Raw genomic sequence first — 15,191 nt, forward strand, 5'->3', positions numbered from 1 at the left:
TCTATTGAAAATATGTCCGAAAGGCACTAAGATTAAAACTGTATGAATATCTTTAAAAACAACTTTTATAAGCCGAAGGACCACGGCAGAGTACGAGATAAGGAAAGAGTGAGTAAAAATGAACAGAAATGAAAAATGGGTACAGCGTATGAAAAAAGCAGTAACCCTGCTTTTAGTGGTTTCACTGGTATTGGGGTCGGTTCCGGCCAATGTGCTGGCAGCCGGCAGCGCGCACTTAAACGCCGCCATTGCCGCCGCCGATGAGAATACCCAGGACGCCCCCGCGCCCTCCGACACCCAGGAGACCCTTCCAACACCGGACACCACAGCGCCGGAAGCCCCCTCTGAGGAGGAAAGCAGCCAAGCAGAGCAGCCGGCAGAAGCGCCAGAGGCCCAGGCCGCTGAGGAAGCTTTAAAGGCCGCCGAAGCGCCCCAGGATAAAGAGGCCGAGCCCCTGCCAGAAGGGCCGGAGATCATGGCAGTCGAAAACCCGCTGAAGGTCGTGGAAGCGCCAGAGACACAGGACGCCGAAATTGGGGAGCGCGTGGTACTGTCCGCCAATATCGAGGCCCAGGACCCCGCAGGCGTCACCTACCAGTGGCAGGCTAAAAACGGCGGCGACGCCGGCACAGAGGTGCAGAGCACCGACGAAGCCCTGGAGCAGAAAAAAGCCAGCCTGGAAGCCGCCGAAGCCATTGATTTAGAAGGCATTACCGGCGACGAAAGCCCAGAGGCAGCCGAGGCTGTGCAGAGCAAGGCAAGAGGCATCGCCGAGGCCAAAACACGCCCCATCGAGCCCGATAACGAGGGTTGGAGCGACATTCCGGGCGCCAACAGCACCCAGCTGGCTGTGGACGTAGCCCCGGAAACCGCCGGCGCGCCCACCAGCTACCGCATGGTGGCCCGCACCAGAGAGGCCGCCATTGCCACACCAGCGGCCATGATCCGTACCAACGCCGACTTTGAGGAGGGCAGCGGTACCGAGCGCGACCCTTACATCATCGCCACCGATCAGCAGCTCTGGAACCTGCACAAATACGAGGGTACAGCCAGCAAGGGCAAGTACTGGCGCTTGGAGCCTTCGAGAGAGAGCACGTCATGGAGTAAAAGATATCTATCTCTTGACAACGTGCCCATCGGCAGGCAGAATGCGCCCTTTATGGGGACGCTGGACGGCGATGGTTATTCAATTAAAAACCCTGGGTATAGTATGAGGTATGTGCCGATACCGGGCTACGATCAGAACGGCCGTGAGGTAACAATCTATGGCACAGGCGTTTTTGGCTATTTAGAGGACGCCACCATTGTAAATGTGAATACTGGTTACCTGAGCACCCCTATAAATACCGACGATTCTAACGCGCCGATCATTTCCGGCACTAACGTCTCCGTTTCTGTGGGCGGCGGCATTGCCGCCGTGGGTAAAGATGCGACCATTGAGAACTGCAGCACAGACGGGAACCTCTTTTTTCACAACCAATCTAAAGACAGTGAGCAGCTTCGCTGGCCGAATTATTCGGTCACGCGTTATGCGCTGGGCGGCGGCATAGTGGGCTGCGGCACAGCGGGCGGCTATTCCGCCCGCTTTACAGGCGTTATCCGCAACTGCTCTACTAGTGCGCTCGTTTCGGCGCGTGGCAGCTTCAAGCCCGATGCGTCTGGTTATTTTGGTTTATATTATAATCAGTTTGAGGGGGGAGTCTATCCCAACACGCCGCTGGATGCCCAATACCGCCCAAAGCTCGAGCATGTTTACTTGGCCTTTTTCCCTGACTATCAGAATCATAAAAACCCTGACGCCATTAATTATTCGGTGGAGGACCGTGCCGCGCGTCCTGGGGTGATAAATGCGTTGAATGATTATGTGGATAAAAACGATAAAAATGGCCGCTTTAACTACTGGCATGAATATCATCACTACCCCGCCATCAACAACCGCGGGCTTCTTGATTTTAAAGTCAGCGACTATATCACCACCTATGACGGCAGCCCCCAGAAGGCCACGATCAACTGCGCCCTGCGGGAGGCTCAGCGGGGCAGGGACTGGGACTATGTCTATAAAAACGACCAGGGGGAGACCGTGGCCGAGGACAGCGTCAAGCGGCCCGGCACCTATGATATCCTGTTTGAGAATAAAAACAATCACTACTACACGGGCAGGGTGGAGAGCGCCCCGGCAGATAGTACCGCCAACCCGAGGGACGCCCGCATGATCGTCAACCCCATGGCCGATCAGGCAGCCCCGGTGTGCGATGGCATTACCTACACCGCAGAAGGCAGCCCCTACCAGCCCAATACCTGGACTGACCAGGACGTCACCGTCACCTTTAACGTCAGCGATTTTACAAAGGGCGGCAATTACGATACCCTCTGTGACACCACGCCCTACACCGTAGACCAGGAGGGCAACGAGATCAGCGGCGTACAGCAGGTTGTTGCCAGGGACGCCGCAGGCACAGAATGGCCCTGCACACCAGACGGCGCGGGTAACTATAGCGTCACGCTGCGTGTGGATGAGAATCAGCAGCTTACCACCACCCTCACCGCCAGCATGACCGATCACAAAGGCAATACCGCCACCGCGGCCACAGAGCCCATTAAAATCAGTAAAAGTGGCGTCAACATCGAGGTCACAGCCCAGAAGGACAATGACGAGCAGCCTGTCCCCTTAAGCAGCGGCCTTACCGGGCCATACACCCTGTTTGCCAGACAGCGCATCCGCTTTGAGGTTACGGCCGCCATGGCCGACAACAGCCTGTATGTAAACCGCATCGAATACAAATTTGTGCCCAATGGCGCAGAAGAAGCCAGCGTGGACTGGACTGCCACCGGTTTTGAGGATCAGCAGAACCCCCACAGCGTGAGCATGGCTTTGGAAAATAATTTTGACGGCGCCCTTTACGTCCGCGCTGCCAGCGCCAACGGCAAGGAAGCCGCCACGGCCTATAAGGTCATGCTGGAAGCCCACGAGCCCGCCATCCAGAACCTTGAGTACATTGGCTATAAAGGCCAGACCGACAGCGGAAGCGGCATTAATGACATTGCAGCCGCAGGCTATACAAAAGACGCGGTCTATTATAAAGTCGATTTAAACATCAATTATGAGGACCCCCAGAATGAGAAATCCGGCATTGTCAAGGCCGAAATCTTCCGGGCAGACAATAACGCCCTGCTGGGCCAAAAGGATATAACCCCAGCGGCAGACGGCAGAGGGCAGGAGCAGGGCACTATGACCCTGACCTGTGATGAGCCCGGCAGCTATGCGGTAAAAATCGTGCTGACCGACAGGGCTGGCAATACCTATACCCGCACCACCGACACCCTCAATATCGAAAGAGCTGTGCCGGCGCTGGACGTAGAATGGAAAGCGCCCGTATCACCAGAGGATGGAGAAAAGTATGGCTTTGACAAGTGGTGTTACGAGAATCCCACCGTTACCCTCAAGCTTACCAATAATACCGACACCGACAACGCCAATGACCTGGCCAACTCAGTGGATTATTACAGCCGCCGGGTAAAAAAAGGTGAGGATATAAACAACGCCGTCTGGGAAAAGATAAACCAGGCGCCTCTCAGCCCCACCGAAAGCCTGGACGTGGTCATAAGTGATGACGGCGAGTGGCAATACGCGTTTAAGGCTGTCAGCGCCGCCAATATCTGCGGCGCGCCAGTAGAGAAGAATATCCGCATTGATACAAAACCTCTGGACGGTGTAGCGGTAACGCCGGAGGACACTAAAACAGCAGACGCGTCCGATATCCAGACAACGCCCAACGCCAGAGGCTGGTTTACCGGGGCAGACCGCAGCCTGAATATCGGGCTGAGCCTGGCCAACAACGGACTGACGAAAATAACGGGTCATTACAAAATTACCCGAAAGGCCAGTGATGAAGCAACAGAAACAACGACCGTTGCAGAAGCTGCGCTTTCGACCGCCGTTGGGCAGGAGCCCCAAACGGTAAAAATCCCCTGTGCCCAGGATGGCGTCTATGAGGTCACGGTTCACAGCACCACCGAGTCTGGACGCGTTAATACAGCCCAAACCTACACCTTCCGGGTCGACCGCGCAAAGCCAGAGCTGAGCAAAAGCTGGTTTATCATGTCGGACACTGAAAAGAAAGACCTGCCCTCATGGACAGCAGATACCAGCCCACGCTACTATTGGTACGCCAACAAGCAGGGCCAGCTGGAAATCAACGCCAAGGATAACGCCTCCGGTGTCGATAAAATCGAATACCAGATCTGTAACGACATCAATCAGGCAGCCCCTGCGGCGGACGGCGCATGGCAGGTATATGACCCGGATAACAAGCCCGTGTTCACACCCGAGTTTAAGGGCAATGTCTTTATCCGTGTGACGGATAAAGCCGGACTGGTCACAGACAGCGGCGAAAACAGCCACAGCGCCAGCTTCTGTCTGGATGACCAGAAGCCCACCGTCGAGATCACATCCGATAAGGACCTGAGCCAATGGCAGACCAGCATCAGATCCAGCGTAAAGATAAAGGATGCCGGGTCCGGCATCAAAAAAGTCAGCCTGAAGGTGGACGGTGGGGACATCGCCATTACGATGGAAAACATTGACGATAAAACGCCGGCGCAGTGGAAGGCGATGGGCATTGAAGATTTAAAGGCTGTAAAGGACGATGTCTCCGGCGTTTGTTCGGAAATTTCCTTTACCTATGTTGTCACCAAGGCTTCTGAGAACAGAAAAACCCATAAAAAGCTGAAGCTGACCGCTGAAGATAACAGCGGCAGCACCACCGACGCCATTGAAAAGACCTATAAAATTGACACAACAGAGCCGGTCGTTTCCGTAGAATACACGGACGCCAGAAACCCCGCAAAGTGGTACAATCTGTCGCCGGGCTTCACCCTTAAAAACACAATGCAGGCCCAAAATGACACAGACGATGGCGATACTCACACCCTTTCCGGCGTGCGTTATTATTACAAAACCTGGAAAACCGGCGAAAATGAGCCCACTGACTGGATCCCCATTAACGATACCCCAACGGATAAGGCCGTAAGCTACACCTATCCCCATGAGGGCGATGCGTCTGTGAGGTTTAAAGGCGTCAGCGAGAGCGGCCTGGAGGCTGTATCCGAGATCAAGACCGCTAAGGTGGACCGCACCAATCCAAAAACACCGGAGATTGCGGTGAGAAACGCAGCAGGCGGAGCAGAGCCAGACGGCGAAAACGGCTGGTATAATAAGGCCTGGCCCGCCATTAGAATTCCAACGGCGGTAACCAGCCCTGGTACAGCCCCTGAAAGTATATATTACAAACTATATACAGGCAATAACAGCAGCACAGCCCAGACCGCCACCATGGGGCAGTCCATTTTAAACAGCAGCTTTAATCAGGACAGCACCTCACCGGGTACCGGGGAGGGCCAGAGCCCAGGGATTTTTACGGATAAAAACAACCAGAAGGATCAGCTGGCCACTGCCGTCACCCCTGAGCCCGCCGACCCCGTCGTTAACGCCGAGGGCGTCCGGGAATCTGAGCCGTTGCCCTATGAGGATCCATGTCTGTCTATCACTTCAGAGGATGATTTTGTGAGTATTGGTAGTGTAGACTTCCGCCCTCTAAACGAGAGATACAAACTGATGAATGACATTACCGTCAATCTCGAAACCTTTGGGGGAATCCCTGATTATTTTTCCGGTACCTTTGACGGCAATGGTCATACTATTACCTTCAATCGAAGTGGTACGCCGCCTGTGTTCCGAAACACAACCGAGACGGCGCGCATCATGAATTTAAACATCGTAGCAGGCCAGCTGGTGAGCGGCAATAATATGGGTCAGCTCACTCACTGCACTGTCGATTCGGCCAAAAAGCCTCTGGTAGGGAGTGAGAATAGCGGCACCATTGCCAATTGCAGTCTGGGTGGAACATTTATGCACATCAAAGACAATACATTTGTTGATTTCAATATGGGAGGTATTGTACCATACAATACCGGCACTATCCGGGACTGCAAGGTTACCATAAATATCACCTCAGAAAGGCAAAATCTGGGCGGCATTGCGGGGTGGTCAACCGGCACCATACAGAACTGCGAGTACAGCGGCCAGCTTACAGCCATTCCCACCATTATCTCCGGCAGTGTTGGCGTCAGTGTTGGCGGCATTGTAGGCACAGCCTCCGGTAGTGTGATAAAATGTAAAACGACCACCTCAAAACAGGACCCAGCAGTAAATGCGGATAGTGCAAGACTTGAATGTGCGGGCGGCATTGTGGGTAAGTACACCGGCAATGCACTGTCGGACTGCGAAAATACCATAAACGTCAACGCACCAGCTAGTAAATATGCGGGCGGCATCGCCGGCGCGTTAATGAACGCGGCGAGCATCAGCAGCTGTAAAAACACCGGAGAAATCCAAGGCCCGACAGCCGGCGGCATTGTCGGATACGTAGTGGGCGGCAGCGTGCGAAATGCCGTCAACACTGGTGATATATCCGGAGGTAATGGCACTAATGCGGGCGGCCTGGTGGGCAATAATAACGGCGGCGCAGTCAGCGACTCCAAAACAACGGGCACTGTAGATAGAGCGACTTATATCGGCGGCGCAGTGGGTACAAACTCCGGCAGCATGGTCAATTGCTACGCAAACCCAGGCGCCATCACCCCAACAGCTAAAACAGGCGGCTTTGTAGGCCGGCATACCGCAGGCAGCATTAACACCTGTGCCACCACGGCCAACAGCTTCGCAGGCACCAATTATTCATACGCCAAAGCTCCAGCCATCACAGCCGACGGCGTCTACACCCTGGAGGCCTGGGCAAAGGATGCAGCCACCGATATAAACGACAAAAATAAAAACACTTCCGGCAAGGCCAAGCAGACCATCATGGTGGATACCCACGGCCCATCGCCCTTTACGGCCCAGGTCGAAACCAACACCTTTACCCAGCTGCTCAACAGCCTCACCTTTGGCTTGTTCTTTGACAAAACCACCGACGTGGTGCTGGAAGCAAAGGACGACGTGAGCGGCATCGACAGCATTACCTACTCACTCTACGCCACCGACAGCACGAGCGCCAACCCAGGCGCGGGCGGAGGAACATTGGTAGAGACCAAGCGCGTCAGCGGCAAAGAAAAAGCGGTCTTCAGCGTCACCCCGAATTTCCAGGGCTACGTCTACGCCGAGGCCAAAGACAAAGCCGGAAACACCACTAAACTGAGCACCGATGGCTTTACCATCAACTCCAACCTGCCAAGGGTCAAAGCCACTGCCACCAAAGGCAGCCAGCCCTATGACGGCGACTGGTCAAAGGAAGATGTGAGTGTAAAGCTTACGTTTGATAAAACCGCGGCCGGCGGAGGGACAGTATCTGGAAACTTCGTCAAATACGAGTATTCCATTGACAACGGAAAAAGCTGGAGTGACATCGCTAACGGTGATAACAGCGGGTATTTTACCGCCACAGCCGTCAGCAGCGAAACCCAAACCCTGACCTTTAACAAAGCCACCAGCCAGAGCTTTATGTTCCGGGCAGTGATTTCAGGCAGAACCGACACCAAAGACCGCTCCGAGACCGCAGCGGTCAGCATCAAGCTTGATAAACAAGCCCCAACGGTTCAGGAGCTGGATTTTGGTACAGCAGCCAGTACCTCGACAACCGAGGATGGCTACAAGATATACAGCCAGCAGCCAACCCTGACCCTCACCGCTGCCGATGACACCGAAACCGGCCTCATCGACGGCACCGCAGGCGGCAGCATTGCCAGCGGCCTGCAGAGCCAGACCTACAAGCTGAACACCGGCGGCGCGGACAAGCCCTACACCAGCCCCTTGCCATGGAGGATGGAAAATATGAGTTTGAATTCACCGCCACCGACCGGGCAGGCAGCAGCATGACAAAGACAGACAGGTTTATCGTCGACACCATGACGCCAAAAGCCCCCAAAACAGAAGCAAGGGCCAACGGCGCAGACTACGATGGCAGCTGGATTGATAAAGACGTGACCATCACCGCGGCCACCGCCGATACAACCGTGCCAGCATCCGGCTATGCCGGGACAACGGGCATAAAATACCAAGTCTACAAAGACGGCGCGCCACAAGGGAACTGGCAGGACTACACAAACGCCGGCGTCAGGCTCGAAGCAGCAGACGACGGCAGTGAGGACGGCGCTTACACCGTGCGCTTTAAGGTGGTCACCAACGCCGGCCACGAGAGCACAGAAAGCACAGTAGGTGTCAATATCCAGAAAGCCGCGCCAGCCCTTACCGTTGCCGTTAACGGCAAGGCCAGCACAGGAGCCGATACACAGCCTGCCTGGACCAACCAGCCCGTGACCCTTGAGGTATCTACCAACGGGGAAAAGCTGTCTGCCAAAAAGAACAATGGCAGCTATACAGACTGCACCAATACCCACGACACCAAGACCGTGACAGAGGATGGGATCACCACCTGGCAGTTTAAAGCTGAAAATAAAGCAAAAACAGCGAAGGAGAGTGATGTTTACAAAATCGCCCTTGACCAGAAAGCCCCGGACATGCCGGAAATTACCATCAGTGAGGCAGGTACTGAGAAAACTCTGGACAGCAACGCCTGGTATGACGATACTGTGCGGAGCACCCTGAAAATTAAGGACAAAACCAGTGAAACAGACTCCGATTACAGCCCCAGAACTCTCTGGTACCGTGTCTATAAAAACGACGCGGCCAGCGCCCCGGGCTATAGTTCGGCGGCAGGCGCAGAGTCCAGTATTGGTGCAAATATCACAGACAGCGGCACCTGGATCATCGAGGCCTACACCCAGGATGAAGCAGGCAACGCCTCCGCTGTGAATAAGCAGATTTTTAACTACACCAAAGATGATAATGCGCCAGAGCTGGAAATCAGTTTTGACAATACAGTGGTTAAGACGCTGGCGGAAAACGGCGGCACGCCGGTTTACGCGGGCAGCGTTAACGCGGCCATCACCGCAAAGGACGACAAGGTCGGCATTAAGGAAAACAGCTTGAAATTCAAGCTGGTCCCCGATGCAGGCACAAAGCTGCGCTATGGCGAGATGACCCGTTATACAGGGCCAGTGGAAATTGAGAATTTTAAGGGAGCCATTGAGGCAGAGGTTGAAAACAACGCGGGTCAGAAAAAAACCGTCAGCGCCAGAATCTGCGCGGACAGCGAAAAGCCCAGCGTGTCCATCACCGAGGCCGGTAACAAGCCCCAGAAAAAATGGGCAAAGGAAAGCTTTTCCCTGCAGGTTAACGGCGGTGAAAACACTGTATCTGGTTTTGAAAAATATCAGTACTACGATGCAGGCGGTAACACCTGGGTAGACTTTACCGAGGCAGACCGGATTAATCCGGGTATTGACCACCTGTGGAAGAATGTGAAATATGATGTGACTGATAATGGAAAAACCCTCGTTAAGTTCCGCTCCGTCAACAATGCCGGCATTGCCAGCGATGAGGCGGCCTATGAGGTATGGAAGGATGATACAGAAGCAAAAATTGACATCGAGGTCGACTCCGATCTGGTGGACGGCGTGAAATGGAGCAAGGGCGTGGTCTTTACGCCAAAGCTCACCAGTGCGGCTCCGCCATCCGGCGTGGATTACTACTACCGCGCAGGAGACGCTGACACCTGGAAAAAAATGGCGGGCAAAAGCCTGACCATTAAACAGACAACACCAGAGGCCGGACAGGCCTATGACTTTAAAGCAGTCTCAGGTACAGGAAATACGTCTGATATTGTATCTGAAACAGCCCATATCGACGGTGAAAAGCCCAAGACGCCTTTACTGGCAAAAAGCCTTGAGACCCCGGACGGCCAGAACGGCTGGTACATTACCAAACCGGAGATCATTATCTCCGAGGCAGCCAGAGAAACTGACAGCACAGCCACAGGGCTGGACATCGATGATGAGCGGCGAAGCGCTGTCAAGACAGAATACCAGCTGACCGCCCAGAGCACAATCGCGGCCCTCAATCAATTTTCACAGAGAAGCAGGGCGGCGGCCGATGCGCCTACAGGGTGGATTCAGGGAACAAGCATTACCCCAGAGGGCGACGGCACCTACAGCATAATAGCAAGAGGCAGAGACGCCGCCGACAACGTGTCCGACGTGACTGCCAAAGAGAACATCAAGGTGGATACACAGAGCCCGACCATCGAGACAAATGACATCCAGGTGAGCAGCTTAACCGGCGGCAGCTTAGGGCTGCTGGGCGGCCTGTTGTTCAACGACACCATTGAGGTCACGGTGACCGCCAAGGATACCGGGTCAGGCGTCCACCAGATTACCTACGCGCTGGGGGACGGCACAGCAAAAACACTGACCGCAGACGGCAACGGACGCGTGAGCTTCCGGCTGTCACCCGTGCAGGGCACACCGTTAAACACCAGCTTAAAGCTGACCGCCACCGACCTGGCCGGGCGTGAGAGCGCGCCGGTCACCATTGACAATTTACTGCTGGAGGCCGATAAGCCAGAGGTCAGCATCACACCGGCCGCTGCGCCCAACGACAAGGGCTGGTATAAGGGTGTTCTGCCCTATACCGTCACTGCCCGCGACAGCGACGCAGGCCTGGAAACCGTGAGGGCAGCTATGGACCAAAACGGCAGCGAGACAGTGGTCGCCAATGACACCGTGGACGCAGCAGACAGCAAGAATACAAAGCAATACAACAGCACCATCACCCAGAGCGGCAGCGCCCAGCGAGTGACGGTTGAGGCCAAAGACCGGGCGGGCAACACCCAGACTGTGGAAAAGACCTTTAAGGTAGAGACCGCGGCGCCGGCCCTTGGCGTAAGCTTCACCCTGATGGATGGGGCGGACACCGCCTACAACAGCGCGGCCACCAGCTATGACATCTGCGCAGCGCTGAGTTATGACGAGCCCGCTTCAGGCGTTGAGGATTTACAGGTGAGCACCGATCACGGCAGCACCTGGGCCTCAGTGAGCGACGCGCTGGGTAAAAAGCACGTCATCAACACAGAGACCAACGCCGATTATCAGTTCAGGCTTGTGACCAACGCGGGCAATGTGTCCGCGGCCACCGCCGCACAAAATGTGGTCATCAACCGTAAAATGCCGGGTGCGCCTGCCATTGAGGTAAAAGACCAGAATGGTAACATCCTAAATGAAACCTGGAGCAACCAGGATCAGACCGCCACGGTGCTGGTGCCGTCCTGCGACGACGCCGGTGTGCGGCAGGCCACAGAATATGAATACCAGACCTATAAGGACAGCACAGCGGACACCAGCCGTACCGGCACCATCGCTCCGTCAGAGAGCGGGCAGTCCGTGGCGCTTGCAGACTTTACAGAGGAGGGAGAATATATCGTCAGCGCCTGGGCCCAGCAGAAAGACAGCGGGCTTCAGGATACAGAAAATATTTGTGAAAAGAAGGTAATGGTAGACAAAACACCACCGGATGCCAGCCAGACAAAAGCAGCCTTTTTCATGGATAACGGCGCTTTAAAGTTAACTGTTTTGGTTTCCGATGCTTTGAGCGGCGGCGGAAGGGTGGACTATACCATGACCCAAAACGGCGTGGAAAGCCCGCTGCAGACCATGGTCTGCGACGACTACAGCCAGGCGGTGCTGGATGTGAGCGCCCTGGGAGCCGGTGACCGCATCACCATTAAAAAGGTGTATGACAAAGCCGGAAACAGCGCAGTGCAGACAGGGATGCCGGATTTAACCATTCCGGACAATATCGACCTGACAAAGGTGACGGTGCAGATAACCCCGGGCGAGACAGCCATTGAGGACTGGTATTATAACCAGCCCCTAAGCGCCAGCGCCCGAGTTTGTGTGGTGGGCGGCAGTAAGCCGGAGGATATTAAGGATGCTTCCGGCACTGTCCTCAAGACCTACCCGGATGCCAACAGCATTACCAAGGTAGACATCACCCATCCCGACAATCGGATGGACACACTGGACTACACTCAGGCAGGCAACAGCGGACAGACCGAGACCGATGTCCCAATCATGGGTATTACCGGCGAAGGCGAGGGCCTTGTGCTCAAGGTAACCGCCTACGACGCATGGGACAACAGCGCCACAGGCCTGTGGACGTTTAAAAATGACGTGACCCCGCCGGACAAGCCGGGTCTTAAGCTGACAACAAGCGAGGGCGAGCTGGGCAGTGACGGCAGAACCGATAAGGATGTTACCCTGACGGTAGAGCCAGACTACACCAATGAAAACCAGACCGACCCCAATAAAAAGAAGACGTCGCCGCTTTCCAGCTGGCAGTACAGCCTGGATGGCGGGGCAACATGGAGTGAGCAGTACTCCATCAGCAGTGAGGCGTCAAGCCTGAGCCGGGTGATAGCCAGTGAAGGCGGCCTGGATACCGACAGCCTGGTGGTCCGGGTTTCGGATCTGGTTGGAAACACCAGCGTAAACAGTGAACCCAAAAGCGTGCATGTTACCGATATGACCGCGCCCATCAATCTCAGTATTACAGAGGCCGATGGGACGAGCCCGGTGGACAGCGCCTGGGATAACCGGAAGGCCGACCGTGTGCTAAAGGTACACGCGGCCGACCCGGCAGAGGGCGTGATCAGCCTTGGCCTGAAGGAATGGAACTACAGTCTCGATGGCGGCAGCACCTGGCAGACAGCCAATATTCCCTGGGACGATGCGGGTGGGAACACCATCACAATCGCCGGGGACGGCATCTATGCCGTGACCTTTAAGGTCTGGGATAAAGCCGGCAATGTGTCGCAGCTGGACAGAGAGGTCGAGATTAAGAAAGATCAGACTGTGCCGGTGGTACAGGAAAATAACATTCAATTCGAGCAGAAGGAAGGAGCAGACAACTGGATCAAGGCAGCCATTCACTGGCTCAGCTTTGGCAATTTCTTTAACGACACCATACGTGTTACGGTGCCCGTCGAGGACACCATGAGCGGTAATCATTCGCTTACCTACAGCATTGGAGATACCGCTACAGAGATGGCGGTGAAGGACGGAAAAGCCGTGTTCACCCTGCCGGTAAACGGTGTGAAGGACCAGACCCTTGCGGTTTGGGCCAAGGACATCGCAGGCAATGTGTCTGAGACGCTGCCGGTAAAGGGCGGAGGAGAAACCGCCCAGTGGACAACGGAAAACAGCGGCCCCATTATCGGTGACGCTGTCACCAGCGTGACTGCCAACGCGGCGGGCTGGTACACCCAGGATATTCCTGTCAGCGTCCGTATCGAGGATATGGACAGCGGCCTGGCGGCTGTGAGCTGGCAGTTAAATGACGAACCCGAGCAGACGGTCATGCCGTCTGAGCATGAACGAAAGGACAGTGAAAATATTGAGATAAACATCACCGAGGACGGCGTAAACACGCTGACAGTGAAAGCCGCCGACAACGCGGGCAATACCGCAGAACGCAGCTACAGCTTTAAGCTGGACCACGGTCAGGAGCTGGCAGCTTATATTACTGAAACCACCGGTGAGCCGGTAGATCCAGAATGCTGGCGCGGTGAAAAAACCGTAAGGCTTAAGGCCAATATGGCAGTGGGTGAAAGCGACATCGCCGCGTGGGAATACACGCTGGACGGCGGCCAGACCTGGACCGCCCCCGAAGCATGGGGAGATGAAAATATCCTTGAAATTGAGGAGGATGGCGTCTACAGCCAGCTCCAGACGGAAAAAGCAGCCGGACAGCAGAACCTTATCGCAGTCCGTGTGACGGACATGGCTGGTAACCAGAAGGAAAGCCCCTATGAATCCATCAAAAAGGATAGTGAAGCGCCAGCCTTTGCGGCCGTCCAGATGGACGAGGCCAACGGAAATGTGCACGAAAACGTGCACTGGTATAAGGACAGAAAACCGAGCGTGCGCCTGGTTCCAGAACTGGAATCGGCCGAAAAAGCGCCGGTGATCCATACCTATGCCCTCAACGGTGAGCCAGTGGTGTTTGACAGTGAAACTGAGCTGAGAGAATGGCTTAAAGAAGGCGAGAACATCCTGCGCGTCTACGCGAAGGATGCGGCCGGAAACGAAGCGAAGGAAGGGAATCAAAACTATATTGAGAAAGTGTTCTATATTGATACAGAAGCGCCGGAAATCGGCGAAGCCAGCTTTAAGGACATAGGCAATAAGCCCATTGAAAAACTTATCCACTGGCTCAGCTTTGGCAATTTCTATAACGAGGCTGTCCAGGTAACCGTACCGGTAACCGATGCGGCCAGCGGCTGCGAAGCCCTTACCTACAGCATTGGCGGCCAGAGTGCACAAGCACCTGTGAAGGATGGAAAAGCCAGCTTTGAAATCCCAATGGACACAGACGCCAAGGTCACCTGCCATGCAGAGGACATGGCCGGCAATGAGACCGGGCTGTTTGCCATCGGCAAAGAGAGCAGCCAGTGGGTACTCACCCGCAAAATTGAAGTACCGAACCTTTGGGTCAACGGCGAGGCAGCAAGCGGCGGCTGGTATAACCAACCGGTTTCCTACGAGCTGCTTGTCAGCTGTCCGGAGGCGGGGATTCACAGCATTAAACAGACCATGGATAACGGCGAGCCGGTGATGCTCGGGGAAGCGGTATTTGCAGAGGGCCTTGTGCCAGAATACCGTGTGACCGGAGAGCTGAGCGAGGACGGCGTTCATCAAATGCTGCATGTCATTACCGATAATGCAGGCAATAAGACACAGAGAGGGGATTTTATAAAAATTGACCAGACAGCGCCCAAGGGGCTGGCCATCACCGGAGCGCCTGAAAACGGGGAAGCTCTGGAGCCGCAGACATTAACCGTCCTGGCAAATGACAGTATCGAGGGCATTGAGACCAGCGGCCTGAAGGCATGGTCCTACACCCTTGACGGCGGCAAAACCTGGACGGAGCCGCAGCTCTGGAATCAGAAGGGTGAGAATACCATCACCGTTGAGGACGCGCGGGCCTATGACATTTCCTTTAAGGTGTGGGACCATGCCGGAAATGTCAGCGAGCTGAGCGAAATGGAGCGTGTACGGTTTACCATCACCAGTGACAAACCATCGGCGGATGGAAATTCATCGACGGATGGCAATCTATTGACCAAGGTGACGACCGTGATAAACCCTGTGACGGGACTGTATTTTACAGCTGGGCAGCTGTTGGGATTGGCCGGATGTTTAATGGCCATCGCGGCAGCGTTTATGGTCAGCCTGATATGGTACCGCAAAAACAGACGGCAATAGCCAAAGCGCCCCGTTGGGAAATTGGAATAAACAGC

At 55.0% G+C, this 15,191-nt stretch carries 2 protein-coding genes; both read left to right on the forward strand.

All coding sequences use genetic code 11. The features are described 5' to 3' along the window. Positions 1-118: 118 nt before the first annotated feature. A complete protein-coding gene (locus FYJ53_RS08855; RefSeq protein ID WP_154557266.1) occupies positions 119-7,873 on the forward strand; it encodes a hypothetical protein in 7,755 nt (2,584 codons plus the stop codon). After that, positions 7,813-15,156, forward strand: a complete 7,344-nt coding sequence (locus FYJ53_RS08860) for an Ig-like domain repeat protein (protein WP_154557267.1) — start codon at positions 7,813-7,815, stop codon at positions 15,154-15,156. Before FYJ53_RS08855 ends, FYJ53_RS08860 begins: the two co-directional genes overlap by 61 nt. Positions 15,157-15,191 lie beyond the last annotated feature (35 nt).

Source organism: Eubacterium sp. BL-380-WT-2B (assembly GCF_009696115.1).
GTDB classification, from domain to species: Bacteria; Bacillota; Clostridia; order Eubacteriales; family Eubacteriaceae; genus Eubacterium; species Eubacterium callanderi.

Excerpts from the sequence above, each read along its gene's own strand:
- FYJ53_RS08855 (WP_154557266.1), top strand. The coding sequence starts at position 119 with ATGAACAGAAATGAAAAATGGGTACAGCGTATGAAAAAAGCAGTAACC.
- FYJ53_RS08860 (WP_154557267.1), top strand. The coding sequence starts at position 7,813 with ATGGAGGATGGAAAATATGAGTTTGAATTCACCGCCACCGACCGGGCA.